General features: G+C 37.8%; 12 protein-coding genes. All 12 read right to left on the bottom strand.

Features of this window, described 5'->3' with window-relative positions:
• The 12 genes from HF876_RS03420 to HF876_RS03365 all read right to left on the bottom strand — a co-directional run bounded on the left by HF876_RS03420 (position 1) and on the right by HF876_RS03365 (position 14,493).
• Complete coding sequence (locus HF876_RS03420) at positions 1–960, bottom strand: ABC transporter permease (RefSeq protein ID WP_169358649.1); 960 nt, start codon at positions 958–960, stop codon at positions 1–3.
• Positions 961–2,007 carry an ABC transporter permease gene (locus tag HF876_RS03415; protein WP_169358648.1) on the bottom strand — a complete coding sequence of 349 codons (1,047 nt, stop codon included), beginning with the start codon at positions 2,005–2,007 and terminating at the stop codon, positions 961–963.
• Entirely contained in the window at positions 1,997–3,544 is a 1,548-nt protein-coding gene (locus tag HF876_RS03410; RefSeq protein WP_169358647.1) for an ABC transporter ATP-binding protein, read from the bottom strand. Before HF876_RS03410 ends, HF876_RS03415 begins: the two co-directional genes overlap by 11 nt.
• Before the next feature lie 133 nt (positions 3,545–3,677).
• Positions 3,678–4,757 carry a BMP family lipoprotein gene (locus tag HF876_RS03405; protein WP_169358646.1) on the bottom strand — a complete coding sequence of 360 codons (1,080 nt, stop codon included), beginning with the start codon at positions 4,755–4,757 and terminating at the stop codon, positions 3,678–3,680.
• Between the two features lie 47 nt (positions 4,758–4,804).
• Entirely contained in the window at positions 4,805–5,533 is a 729-nt protein-coding gene (locus tag HF876_RS03400; RefSeq protein WP_169358645.1) for a GntR family transcriptional regulator, read from the bottom strand.
• Positions 5,534–6,087: 554 nt separating this feature from the next.
• Complete coding sequence (locus HF876_RS03395) at positions 6,088–8,394, bottom strand: DNA translocase FtsK (protein WP_169358644.1); 2,307 nt, start codon at positions 8,392–8,394, stop codon at positions 6,088–6,090.
• Between the two features lie 124 nt (positions 8,395–8,518).
• Complete coding sequence (locus HF876_RS03390) at positions 8,519–10,186, bottom strand: ribonuclease J (protein WP_169358643.1); 1,668 nt, start codon at positions 10,184–10,186, stop codon at positions 8,519–8,521.
• A gap of 115 nt (positions 10,187–10,301) precedes the next feature.
• Positions 10,302–11,183, bottom strand: a complete 882-nt coding sequence (gene dapA / locus HF876_RS03385) for a 4-hydroxy-tetrahydrodipicolinate synthase (RefSeq protein ID WP_169358642.1) — start codon at positions 11,181–11,183, stop codon at positions 10,302–10,304.
• Between the two features lie 539 nt (positions 11,184–11,722).
• Positions 11,723–12,760, bottom strand: a complete 1,038-nt coding sequence (locus tag HF876_RS03380) for an aspartate-semialdehyde dehydrogenase (protein WP_169358641.1) — start codon at positions 12,758–12,760, stop codon at positions 11,723–11,725.
• 80 nt (positions 12,761–12,840) lie between these two features.
• Positions 12,841–13,428: a dipicolinate synthase subunit B gene (locus HF876_RS03375; protein ID WP_169358640.1), complete on the bottom strand. Its 588-nt coding sequence runs from the start codon at positions 13,426–13,428 to the stop codon at positions 12,841–12,843.
• Positions 13,429–13,441: 13 nt separating this feature from the next.
• Positions 13,442–14,224, bottom strand: coding sequence for an NAD(P)-dependent oxidoreductase (locus HF876_RS03370; RefSeq protein WP_169358639.1), 783 nt, complete (start codon positions 14,222–14,224; stop codon positions 13,442–13,444).
• A complete protein-coding gene (locus HF876_RS03365) occupies positions 14,221–14,493 on the bottom strand; it encodes a YlmC/YmxH family sporulation protein (RefSeq protein WP_169358638.1) in 273 nt (90 codons plus the stop codon). Before HF876_RS03365 ends, HF876_RS03370 begins: the two co-directional genes overlap by 4 nt.
• Positions 14,494–14,740: the final 247 nt, after the last annotated feature.

The raw sequence follows: 14,740 nt of genomic DNA, 5'->3' as shown, positions 1-14,740 counted from the left end.
TTATCTTTTTCCTTTAATATAAGGAATACCGCTCGCTTTAGGAGCATTTGCTTTCCCTATAAACCCTGCTACTGCAAGAATAGTTAATGCATATGGTAAAATGTGCAAGTAATAGCTTGGAATCTGATCAATGTATGGTATTTGTCCACCAACGATACTTAAAGCTTGCGCAAATCCGAAGAAAAGTGCTGCTCCAAGTGCTCCTAGCGGATGCCATTTACCAAAAATCATGGCTGCAAGAGCCATAAATCCTTGTCCATTAATTGTAGTGTGACTGAACTCTCCTGAAATCGATTGAGCATATACAGCTCCACCAATACCAGCCAGCATACCAGAAATAATTACTGCAATGTATCGCATTTTCTTTACATTAACTCCCATTGTATCTGCTGCCATAGGATGCTCACCTACTGCACGAAGGCGAAGACCAAATGGAGTTTTGTAAATAACAAACCATGCTAGAATAGCTACTGCAACAGCTAAAATAGAAGTAGAGTAGACATCCTTAAATAACATTGGTCCGATGATTGGTATTTCACTTAAACCAGGAATATCAAAGCGTATAAAACGTTCTTGAATATAATCTGTTTGTCCTTTGTCATAGATCATTTTTACTGTGAACAATGCAATAGCGACACCTAACATATTAATCGCTACCCCAGAAATGGTTTGGTCTGCTCTAAACGATACAGATGCTACTGCATGTAGCAAAGCAAATATACCTGAAACAATCATGGCTGCAATAACTGCAACCCAAGGTGTCATAGCACCAAACGTACTAACGAAAGTCAGGTTAAAAATGATGGAAATAAAGGCACCCATAACCATCATACCTTCTAGACCAATATTAATTACACCAGATCTTTCAGAGAAAACTCCACCTATAGCAGTGAAAACTAAAGGGGCTGCATAGAAAATTGCTGATGGAACGATGAAATATAATACATCTAAAAAGCTCATTTAATTCGCCTCCTTTTTCTTACTAATCTTTTCAAGGAAATAGCGAATGACATATCCACAGGCAACGAAGAAAATAATAATCGCAATAACAATCGATACAATTTCTATCGGAACTCCTGCAGCGTTAGGCATATTAGTTGCTCCATATTTTAGAGATCCAAATAGTGTAGCACCAAAAATTACTCCTAGAGGTGTATTCGCCCCCAGTAAAGCCACGGCGATTCCATCAAACCCGATACCTGTGAAGGCACCTTTAGAACTTGCGTAACCAAATGTACCTAATGCCTCCATAGCACCAGCTAGACCGGCAAAAGCACCTGAGATAACCATAGATAAGATGATATTCTTAGAGACATTCATACCAGCATACTCTGAAGCATGCTTGTTAAATCCTACTGACTTCAATTCATATCCAGTAGTTGTTTTCTCTAAAATGAACCACATTAATAAAACCATTGCTAACGCAATAAATATTCCATAATGTAAACGAGAATAGTCTGTCATGCTTTGGAAGAAAGCAGACGTCAGTGAAGCGGTTGGTTTAATAGATTCCGTACTGTCGCCACCATCAGCAACGATTTTAATAAGCGCATTCGTTGTATGAAGTGCAATGTAATTCATCATGATCGTTACTATTACTTCATGCACCTGAAGTTTTGCTTTTAATAATCCTGGTAGGAAAGCCCACAATCCTCCTGCAACGGCTGCAGCAAGTATTGCTAGTGGTAGATGTATGTACATTGGGAGATCAAATGCAATACCGACGTAAGCCGCTGCAAACCAGCCTACAAGTAATTGCCCCTCCACTCCAATGTTAAACAGCCCAGTGCGGAAAGCAAACGCCACCGCAAGCCCTGATAATAGGTATGGTGTTATTTGACGTACTGTTTCACCCATTCTATAGGCATCTCCAAATATACCTTCCCATAGCGCAGCGTATCCCAAGATAGGATCGTATCCGCTTATTAGCATGACAATCGCACCCACGATTAACCCTAGTATTACGGAAATAACAGGGACAAGTATATTTACTACTCTATTCGACATGCTCTACATCCCCCTGCTTCTTATCTTTTTCTCTTGTTTGTCCTGCCATTAATAGACCAAGCTCTTGCTCTGTCGTTTCTTTAGGTAAAAGAGAATCAACAATTTGTCCATCATATATAACTGCAATACGATCCGATACATTCATAACCTCATCTAGTTCAAACGAAAGAAGTAATACTGCTTTTCCTTTATCCCTTTGCTCTATTAGACGCTGATGAATAAACTCGATTGCCCCTACATCTAAACCACGAGTAGGAAGCGCCGCGATCAACAACTCAGGGTCACGTATAACCTCACGACCGATAATGGCCTTCTGTTGGTTACCTCCTGATAATGCTCGAGCCAATGTATGCTCACCTTGTGTACGTACATCATATTCTTTAATAATTTTTTGCGCTAAGTTAGACACTTTTTTGTAATTTATAATTCCTCTTTTAGAAATAGGCTCTAAATAATAGGTTTGAAGAGCAATATTGTGACCAATTGGAAAATCTAAAACTAAACCATGTCTATGTCTATCCTGTGGAATATGTCCAACTCCCGCCTCTGTCACTTTACGAGGTTTTTTGTTTGTAATATCTATTCCATTTAGATTTATAGATCCACTCTTAGACTTACGAAGACCAGTAATTGCCTCAATTAGCTCACTTTGACCATTTCCGTCAATCCCTGCTAAACCGAGAATTTCACCTTTGCGAACAGTTAAGTTTAACCCTTTAACCTTTTCAATACCTCTATAGTCTGTCACTATTAAGTCTTTAATGATCAATGCTTCTTCCTTAGGTTTAGCTTCGCCCTTAACTGTTTTAAATTCAACCTGACGTCCAACCATAAGCGATGCCAATTCGTTTGGATTTGTTTCTGCTGTTATAACAGTACCAATTCCTTTACCTTTACGAATAACCGTGACTCTATCCGACACATCCATAATTTCTTTAAGTTTGTGCGTTATTAAAATGATAGATTTACCTTCTTTAATAAGACGCTTCATAATTTGAATAAGCTCATTAATCTCTTGAGGAGTTAAAGAAGCTGTCGGTTCATCAAAAATTAGTATTTCAGCACCACGATAAAGCGTTTTCAAAATTTCTACCCGCTGTTGCATTCCTACGGAAATGTCCTCTATTTTTGCATAAGGGTCTACATTTAATCCGTAAGTTTCTGACAGTTGCTCTATTTTACGTGCAGCATCCTTAATATTTACGACACCGCCATTAGTTGGTTCGTTACCTAAAATAATATTTTCCGTAACTGTAAAGTTTTCCACTAGCATGAAATGCTGATGAACCATTCCAATTCCCAGGTCATTGGCAACGTTTGGGTCCGTAATTTTCACAGACTTACCTCTTACTTTTATGTCGCCTGCTTCTGGTTGATACAGACCGAATAATACGTTCATGAGAGTGGACTTTCCTGCTCCATTCTCACCTAAAAGAGCATGTATTTCTCCCTTTTTCAATTGAAGGGTTATATTATCATTTGCTACGAAAGTTCCAAACTCTTTCCGAATGCCTAGCATTTCTATTACATAATCCAATGAATTTCACTCCCTACTTGAATACTAGTACTAAATTAATACAGGAAAGACTTTAAATATTTAAAATCTTTCGTCCATTAATTTAAAATATCATAAAGACCGAGCAAGTCGGCCTTTATGATGTTAAGTCAAATTATTCTACAGTTTCAGGAACTACGATTTCACCAGAAGCGATTTTTTTAGAATATTCTTCAATTTTCGCTAAAACATCCTCAGGAATAGCTCCACGTGAATCAGCAAGCTGAACACCTTCTTCTGCTAAACCGTAAGTAACCGTTTTACCACCTGGGAATTTCCCTTCCATTGTTTCTTTTGCAATGTTTTGTACTGCTACATCAACACGTTTTTGCATAGAAGTAAGCGTTACATTAGTGTCGCCAACTGCTCCTTCTTCGTATTGGTCAGAGTCAACTCCAATAACCCATACGTTAGCATCTTTATCTTTTGTTTTACGTTCTTTAGCTTCTGCAAAAACACCATTACCAGTTCCACCAGCTGCGTGGAAAATAATGTCTACGCCTGAAGAGTACATACGATTTGCTGTTGTTTTACCAAGAGCTGCATCGTCAAATTTACCAGTATACTGAACATCTACTTTAATAGATGGATCAACTGCTTTAACTCCTGCAAGGAAACCTGCTTCAAAGCGTTCAATAACAGGAATTTCCATTCCACCAACAAAACCAATTTGTTTTGATTCAGACATTAATGCTGCTGCTACTCCAGCAAGGTAAGAACCTTCTTGTTCTTTAAACATTACAGAAGCAACGTTTGGAGCATCAACTACCGCATCAATAATTGCTAATTGAGCATCTTTTTGCTGTTCAGCAATTGTAGTGATAGGCTTTTCCATCAAGAAACCAATACCATAAACTATGTCGAAGTCACGACGAACTAAGTTAGTAATATTGTTGATATAATCTGCATCTGATTGTGATTGTAAATAATCGTAACCGCCATCGCCTTTTTTAAGACCATGCTCTTTACCGAATGCTTCAATACCTTCCCAAGCTAATTGGTTGAATGATTTATCATCTACTCCACCGACGTCTGTAACCATTGCGATTGAGATGTCTGCTGTTTCTTCAGTTCCAGTACCAGCATTAGAACCTTCGTCTTTTTTTGTTTCCTCATCTTTAGAACCACATGCTCCAAGAATTGTACCAGCAGCTAAAACAAGTGATAAGCCTAAACCAAATTTACGTTTCGTCAACTTGAAAACCCCCATTATTTTTCTTCTTCTTAGCAGGAACTACTTTTTTACACCCTTTTCCGAACTACATGAAAGCTAAATTTGTCTGCTCGAAAATAATTTTTCGAATATAAAACTACACGATCATTCTCATCATAATGCAATTGTTTTAAAATCAGCAACGAAGTCTCTGGATCACAATTTAAGGTTGGTGAAGCTACTTCATGATATCCCACTGGATCAATGAAGGTAACCGCATGCGAAATCCTTATATCACCTGATTCCTCCAATGCTGTAAAAATAGAGCCTTCTTTTCTTATAAGAAAATCTGCCGGTAAATAATATTGTGGAACTTTATCGATACAATATACCACTGGTTCACCATCTGCAGTTCGGACCCGCTCCATTGTAACAACGGTCGTATCCTCCTCACACTGGAATCGTTTTGCATCATCTTCAGATGCTTCTGATTCCATTGAACTAAGGTAAATAGTACCAGGCTCCATCCCTGCGTTTCTAATCATCGCCGAAACACTTGAGAGTTGTTCAATCCCTGATGTAAAAACAGGCTTTGAGTTAACAAAGGTTCCTACACCATGTCTTCTTACGATAATATTTTCTTCCTCTAGCACTCGCAGAGCTTCTCGTAAAGTTGCTCTACTTACCCCAAGAAGCTTGGCCAATTCAAATTCAGAAGGTAATTTCTCCTTTTCTTTGAAAATCCCTTTTTCAATGTCTTGTTTAAGACGATCGATTACTTGTAGGTATAAATGCCTTTGATCCATTTTTATTGTCATTTAAAACACCACCATTATGAAGAGATCAGACCTCTGATGTAAAACTTTCCTACTAATCAGTACATACTATACCACTTTTAATCTTTTAAATAAATACTTTATTTACGAAATTCTTATTTGTTTTTACGTTGTTAATACATAAATGTAATCATTTTGTCATAATATATCTCTTAATGTGTGATACTAATTGATAAAAACCCTTGAAAACACTGAATTTTGTCAGTGTTTTAAATTGCTTCACATCGTAGTAAAAAAAAGGAATTATATATAAAAATTACATTCAAAATATAGTAATAAATTTTATTTAGCCTTACTGTTTTAAATCTTTAAAAACAAATTTTTCTTAGAAGCATTTTACATTTACCAACTTTTGGTGGTCACCTTCCAGGAATGCACGATAACCACTCTGCTTTGCTTACGCATGTTTGTAGTGTCTTAAAAAAATAAATTATTTTTTCTTTAGTAATTAAAAAAAGATAATCGAGTATAGAGCTTCTCGATTATCTTTAGTATGTTTGCATATGTTATTCCTCATAAATGGTTAGCACATTTTTTTACAATGGATCTTGGTCGTAATCTTGTTTTGATATTAACACTTGTCTTGGTTTACTTCCTTCGTATGGTCCTACGATTCCACCCATTTCAAGCTGATCAATAATACGTGCAGCCCTAGAATATCCAACACGGAAGCGTCTTTGGATCAAGGAAACTGAAGCTGTTTGCATTTCCATGACTAGTTGTGCAGCGTCATCATACAGTTCATCTAGATCTAACTGCTCCTGAGATTCTTCCACTTCATCTGGAATCATTTCCTCTTGGTAGTTTGCCTTTTGCTGCTCAATTACAAAATCGACGATTCTCTCTACTTCGGCATCTGACAAATAGGCGCCTTGTACACGAACAGGCTTAGAGCTGCCAGCTGGTAGGAAGAGCATATCCCCTCTACCTAGAAGTTTTTCTGCTCCACCCATATCCAAAATAGTTCTCGAATCTATGGAAGAAGATACCGCAAATGCAATTCTTGAAGGTATATTAGCTTTAATGATTCCTGTAATAACATCTACACTTGGTCTTTGTGTCGCTATTATCAAATGGATTCCAGCTGCACGGGCCATTTGAGCGAGTCGTGTGATAGAATCCTCTACATCACTTGAAGCTACCATCATCAAGTCAGCTAGCTCATCGACTATTACTACAATAAATGGAAGTTTCGGATGCTTCTCTTCATTTTCTTCATTCCATTTTTCTATATGGTCGTTGTAGCCTTGGATATTTCTCGTCCCTGTGTGGGAAAATAAGTCATATCTTCTTTCCATTTCAGAAACAATTTTTTTCAATGCCTGGGATGCTTTTCTTGGATCCGTAACTACGGGTGCTAACAAATGGGGAATCCCATTATAGACGTTAAGCTCAACCATTTTTGGATCAATCATCATCATTTTAACTTCATGCGGTTTTGCTCGCATCATAATGCTTGTTATAATTCCGTTTATACATACACTTTTCCCGCTACCTGTCGAACCGGCAACAAGTAAATGAGGCATTTTGTTTAATTCGGCTAATACTGCCTGTCCGGTAACATCACGACCAAAACCTATTAATAGTTTTTGGCTTGGCTTATTATTCTCTTTTGCCTCTAGTACTTCTCGTAAGCTTACGATTGCTACTTCTTTGTTTGGTACTTCTATCCCTATAGCAGACTTCCCTGGTATTGGGGCTTCAATTCGGATATCTCTAGCCGCTAAAGCAAGGGCTAAATCATCGTGAAGGCTTACGATTCTACTAACCTTCACTCCTACGTCAGGTAGTACTTCATACTTAGTAACTGCAGGCCCTAAATGGACTTGCATAACTTTTGCCTTTACCCCAAAGCTTAAGAACGTTTGCTCAAGCTTTTTAGCATTAGCTTGAATTGCATTTAACTCTCCACTTTGATCATTGTGCTCTGGAGAATCTAATAGATTAATACTCGGTAACTGATAATCTTCGTTTTCCAGTTCATCCGCATCCATATTAATCTCAATAGGTTCTGTTGGTTCTGTCGATTCATTTGTCTCCTCTTTTCTTGTGATTCTCTCTGTAAAAGCAGAGATAATCGGAGAAGATGGGATTTCTGGTTCTTCTTGTGGCGGATGATTGGAGTCAAGTATGGTAACAGCTTGCTCCGACTCTTCTTGTACTGCATCTTTACGAGATCTGCGCGAAACCTTCTTCTGCTCCGTTGAAGGCTTTTTCTTTTCAGCTTTTGGTCGGTTCTTAAAGCTTTCAGCCATCTTAGGAGATACTTCTACCAAATAAGGTACAAGTGCTTTTCCTGTCAAAAGAACGATACCAATTAATAATAGTAGCCAGCTAATAACTTTTGCACCAGCAGAGTCAAACAACACATGGAATGAGGCAAACAGAATAGCCCCAATCATACCTCCTCCTAGAGAACTGCTTCTATTCGTAATACCTCCACTTTCTACTAAGACCCTGTAGCTTTCCCTTAGAACAGAGTTCGTCATCAGTGCCTTGCCCTCAAACAGTTGCTCAAAAAGTGCTAAATGACTAAATATTAGTAAGCTGCTTAAAATAAAGGCTCCACTTAATAACAAGCGATGATTCCACGGTGGAAAGGATTGTTTGATCATTATAATAAGAGCATAAATTACGAACATAAATGGTATCGCGATATGCCAATTTCCAAATAAAAAATACCCAATATAAGCGAGTACTTCTCCAACTAAGCCATATTCAAAGAATGAAATAACTGCGATTCCCAATATGAGAAGCCCTATTATTTCAAACATTAAAGGATGAAGGGATTTCTTCTTACTTTTATTTTTGTTAACTTTTTTCTTTGTTTTCTTCTTTGCCAAGAATATCACCTGCTTTGCATTAAGTATTCTCTATTAGGATGTCCCTAACAGGTAAAATATAACAGCTTAAAAAGATAAAAAAGATTTCCTTCCACTGGGGAAAGGAAATCCTGATTTTTAGATATCAATATTCCATGATAATTGGAATAATCATCGGACGTCTCTTCGTTTGTTGGAATAAATATGAATTTAGCGTATCACGGATTTCTTGTTTAATGTTTGTCCATTCAAACGTTTCTTTATTCACATATTTTTCAACAATTGTTCTTACTAGCTTAGCTGACTCGTCCATCAACTCTTCGGATTCTCTTACATATACAAACCCTCTAGAAAGAATCTCAGGCCCTGACGCTATTTTCTTTTGTGCACGGTTAAGTGTAATAACTACAATGAATATTCCATCTTGAGATAATAGCTTACGATCTCTTAAAACAATATTCCCTACGTCCCCTACACCAATGCCATCGATCAGGACGTTACCTGCTTGTACTCTTCCACTCATTCTTATCTTCCCATTTTTATATTCCACGATGTCGCCTTTATCAGCAATAAAGATTTCTGACTTAGACATCCCGATATCTTGGGCTAACTTAGAGTGAGCAATAAGCATACGATATTCCCCTTGAATTGGGATAAAGTATTTAGGCTTTGTTAAATTTAACATCATTTTTAAATCTTCTTGACTTCCATGCCCAGATACATGGACATTTTTACTGGAAGTCAACACTTTGGCACCGGCCTTGGCAATCAGGTTCATCGTATTAAATACGCCAACCTCCATACCTGGTGATGGTGTAAATGTTATTAACACGGTATCTGTATCTTTAATCTTAATATCTTTATGATGCTTACGTACCATTTTCTCTAAAGCTTCTAAAGGTTCTCCTTGATTACCAGATACAATGATTACTATTTGTTCATCGTTATACTTAGAGATTTCCTTTATAGGTATGATTGTGTCCTCTGCCACCGTAAAGTAACCTAGGTCTAACCCTATTGCAAAGATATTTTCCAAGCTTTTGCCTGCAATAGCAACTTTTTTTCCTGTTTCCGTTGCTTTGTCTAGCACTTGTTGAATTCTTATAAAGTTGGATGCATATAAAGATACTAGAATACGTCCTTTAGCAGCGTGGAATGTTTCAGATAATTGGTTTTCGATTACTGCCTCTGATGTTGTGTGTCCGGGTCTTTCTGCTTCTGTTGAATCAGACATTAATATAAATACGCCTTCTTCACCCAGGCCAGCCATTTTAGCAATATCAGGACGGTACTTCCCTCTAGCAGACTGATCAAATTTAAATTCACCAGTATGCACAATTGCACCTTCAGATGTATGGAATACGATACCTAAAGAGTCTGGAATACTGTGTGTGGTATGAAAGAAAGTTACGTGTGTATTTTGGAAGTTCATACGACTTTTGTTTGTAACTTCAAAGTACTTTATTTGTTGTTTAACTGGCATAGCCTTTACATGCGTTTTTGCTAAAGCAATCGTCAGCTTAGATCCATATACAGGCGCCTGAATCTTTTGCAGTAAGTAAGCAATAGAACCAATTGCGTCTTCATGTCCATGCGTCAAAAATATTCCTTTAACACGATCCTTGTTTTCTTCTAAATACGTAACATCTGGAATAACTATATCGATTCCTAACATTTCGTTTTCTGGGAACATAAGTCCACTATCTACTATAAATATTTCATCGTCTATTTCTACTACGTACATTGCTTTTCCTATTTCACCAACTCCGCCGAGCGGTATAATACGTATAAGTTCATTTTTAGCTTTTACCAATTCTTTTCCTCCTAATTGTTAACCCGACCAACATCCACTATTTTTTATTATATCGGACGTCACCGTTTCACACAAATAAAAAAAGCTGAAGTTAGAACTCCAGCTTCTCATCTCATTATTTCGTTTCCAAAAATTTATCCCAAATACGATCATAATCTAGCTTCTCTTCCTTGTTCATCTCAACTAAAGGAAGTCTCAAGGAGCCAACCTCTACGCCAATTTTAGAAAGTGCATATTTTACAACTACAGGATTCGGATGTTGAAATAATGCCTTTATGACTGGCAAGATTTGTTGATGGATTTTAGCAGCTTTAGCATGTTCCCCTCGGTGAAACAGCTGTATCATTTCCTGCATTTCGTTACCAATAACATGAGAAGCGACTGAAATAATTCCTTTCCCCCCAATTGAAAGTAAAGGTAAGGTTAAGCCGTCGTCCCCGCTGTACACAAGGAAATCCTCATTTGTTCCAGCTAAGATTTTGGTCATCTGATCCAGGCTGCCGCTAGCTTCTTTTACAATTTGAATGGATGGTATCTTACTAAGGGAAATAACCGACTCTGGCTCCAAATTGACTACTGATCGCCCAGGGATATTATAAACAACAATAGGAAGCGTAGTAGCTGAAGCAATAGCCTCAAAATGGGCAATCATTCCTCGTTGATTAGGCTTATTGTAATAAGGAGTCACTATCATCAAAGCATCTACTCCGAGCGCTTCCGCCTTTTGCGAAAGCTCAATGGATGCAGCTGTATTATTGCTTCCAGTACCAGCAATGATTGGTACTCTTTTATTAACCTTTTCCACTACAAATTGTATAAGTTCTAATTTCTCATTTGTTGATAATGTCGGAGATTCCCCAGTCGTACCACTAACTACAAGAGAATCAGTTCCATTCGAAAGCAAGTGCTCAATAAGTATTTCAGTATTATGATAGTCAATAGAACCGTCTGAACTAAACGGTGTAACCATTGCTGTAGAAACATTTCCTATATTCATTCAACCACACCTCTTATTTAATTCTCTATATTTAATAGAAAAGCGCAGGCGCCTATGTTTGCCCGACAGGCAAATGGGGAAATGCGAGGAGGCAGTTCCTCAGCCACCGCAAACGCTTTTGTTTGCGACGAGCTTGCGCAGGAGCACTGTTTTCCCATTTGATCCCGAGGGGCAAGGCGCCGGAGCTAGACAATAAGAAAAGCGCAGGCGCCTATGTTTGAACCGATAGGCATATGGGATAAAGCGAGGAGGCAGTTCCTCAGCCACCGCAAACGTTTTAGTTTGCGACGAGCAGCTTATATCCATTTGACCTGTGGAGCAAGGCTGCTAGCGCTTTTCCAAATGAATAGAGAAAAAACTCTCTCTAAAAATCTAAATATATTTAATGGAGTATATTTTATCATTATTAAAGGCAAGCGGTGCCACAAGTAGGGATAAGAGAAAGCTTAACACCACAACCACTTGGAAGTGATGGGTGGTTCCTTATCGATCCCCCCACAAACAAGCGACCTCTTAGACAAGCTAAAAACTATTCTTGCTTACAATATTTTTTCTTCGATTAATGCTTCAGCAATTTGAATGGAGTTTAGAGCAGCACCTTTTAATAGATTGTCAGAAACAATCCACATATGGAAACCATACTCGTTTGAAGGATCTTTTCTAATACGTCCAACGAAAACTGCATCTTCATCTTCTGAGAAATAAGGCATAGGGTATTGTTGCTCATTCGGATTATCTTGAAGTACTATTCCCTCTGCTTCAGATAACAATTGTTTAATATCAGAAACGGATACATTCTCTTGATCTACCTCGATATACACCGATTCAGAATGTCCTGTTACAACCGGCACCCTTACACAGGTAGCAGCAATCGAAAGTTCTGGAAGTGACATAATTTTTTTTGTTTCATTCATCATTTTGTGCTCTTCAAATGTAAAACCATCTTCATTAAAGACATCAATTTGAGGAATTACGTTACCTGCAATTGGATAATGCTTCTCTGCACTTTTTACAGGTAAAACTTCAGGATTTGGTTGTCTTTCTATTATTCTCTCACTTTGAGCTGTCAATTCTTGAATAGCTGCAGCCCCAGCTCCTGATACTGCTTGATAAGTCGAAACGATGACCTTTGATAGCCCATAATGCTTACGAATTGGTTCTAATGCAACAACCATCTGAATAGTAGAACAATTAGGATTAGCAATAATCCCTTGCTGCTCATTTAAAGCATATTTATTTACTTCTGGTACTACTAGCGGAACATCCGGATCCATTCGAAATGCGCTCGTATTATCTATTACTATAGCGCCTCTCTTACTAGCTTCCTTAGCCAATGCTTTTGAAATAGAGCCCCCCGCAGAAAAAAATGCTATATCAACACCTTCGAAAGCTTCTGGTGTAGCTTCTTCTATTGTATAAATTTTCCCGTCAATATCAATCTGTTTTCCTGCAGACTTTTTGGAAGCTAATAACTTCAAGGTAGAAAAAGGAAAGCTTCTCTTAACTAGTTGCTCTATAATTTTTTGACCTACAGCACCTGTAGCTCCTACAATAGCTGTTGTATAATTTTTTGACATGCAAAGCTCTCCTCTCAAAAATCAAAACATATTGGCGATATTGTATCATAAATTAAATAATAATACACTATTTTTAATATTTATAATTGATAGGCAATGAGTAAAGGCTGAATTTGCTTTGCATTTATTGCGTGTTCAACAGTAGGTACAATTTTTGTGAAATCTGCAATTAAAGAATTAGGTTTTTTATATGGATTGTCTTGACCAAAGGGGATAAAATAAATATTTTTTGTAGTGAGCAGCTTCATAATATTCGTTCCATTTAAGCCTAATGCATCGTTTGTGGATATACCTAGCACCACAGGCTTACCATTACGCAAGGTGGCCTTTGCAGCCATTAATACAGGTGAGTCTGTTTGTGCATTAGCTAACTTACTTATGGAGTTACCCGTCATTGGTGCAATAACCATACAGTCTAGTGGATTAGTTGGACCAAAAGGCTCTGCCTCTACTATCTTGGAAACTACCTTATTGCCACTAGCTGCCTCTATTTTTTCTACCCACTCTTCTCCTGTACCGAAACGAGTAGCAGCTGTTAAAACTGAAAAAGTGATGATTGGCACAACTGTCGCACCAACATCCGTAAATTGCTTAATCATTGGTATCACTTCCTCATACGTACAATGAGAAGCGGTGATTCCTAGACCAATACGTAGACCTTCTAACACTATTTTTCCTCCTCTAAAAAGCAAGATGCTTCAAAACAGACCTGGCAAGTAATTGTCCTGCATCTTGCGGAAAGTACATACCTGGCAAGCTGGTGGAGAGACTGTAATTCAGAGGGATGTTATTTTCGTTATCCAAGAGACAGCCCGGATTGGAGGCGAGGTCAAAAACTCGATTGAAAGAGGCTGCATTTTCATTCTTTAACCACTTGGTAGGGATTGTATTAACCAGATAGGCGTCCTTACCTTGCTGGTCCAAAACATTATCAAGGGTTACTATTTGATAGCCAGAGCTTTTAGCTTCGTAAAGTTGAAGCTCCGATCTAACAGAGATAATAACTTCGGCTCCCAAATGATGCAAAGCAAGTGCTAATCTTTTACCTACCCTTCCGTATCCGGTAATGATGAATTTTTTGTTATAAATTGCTTGTTTTTCATATAAGTAAAAATAATTGATAAAGCCCTCAGCAGTGAGGTTGGCATTTTCCCAAATCCATTCTTCGTCCTCTAAATAATAAAAGGGCTGAATAGTATCTTTTTTAGATTCCCTATCAATGCTTTCGTTTGTTTTACCTATAAAAAGGGTTTGACAACTGGGAGGCAATTCCAAGGAGCAATCTGTTTGGATTGGTTGAATCGGTAAAAAAATAACCTCTGGTTCATATGCAAAAATAGTTTCTCTGAGTTCTGTATCCCATGTCATCGTTGGATACAATTGAGTATCTAAATAGTCAGACACAGATTGTTGCAAAAAATTTAAGCGTGGGTCTGTTCCGATAATTGCAATTTTTTTCTTCATGGGTATACACTTGTTTCTATCGAAGAGTCAGTTTCATTGAACAAAATTCGATCTTTACCAATAAGAATTATTTCTTCCCAGGATATAAACTCTTTTCTCCTAGGAGCTTTATTGGATTGAAAAAAAGATGAAGATTTTTGATATAATTCAAACCCAAGTATTTTACCCGTTTGTGGATTAAATAATAATTCAGTGTCTGCCAGCCTTCCATATCTCGATCCATCTTTCACTTGAATAAGCTCTTTTTCTGCAAGTTCCGAAAGTAACAATCTGTCCCCTCCTCATTTAATCTCTACTTATGTATATGCCATCTTTAAAACAAAGTGAATTAAAAACCCATTAAAATAATGGGCTCCTAGCGTAACTACAGGAGAGGATATGAATAAATCTTAAATCAGAGAGTAGAGTTGATTTTTCGCACCAGCCGGACGCTTTCCTCGGGGTGAGCGATAAGCCATCACCCATCCCATAGGAGTCGCCGTCTGGCGCTCCAATCAATAAATGGAACAGCTTTAG

Origin of the sequence: Psychrobacillus sp. BL-248-WT-3 (assembly GCF_012843435.1) — a bacterium.
GTDB lineage: Bacteria > Bacillota > Bacilli > Bacillales_A > Planococcaceae > Psychrobacillus.
This window is presented reverse-complemented; position numbering and strand designations above follow the sequence as displayed.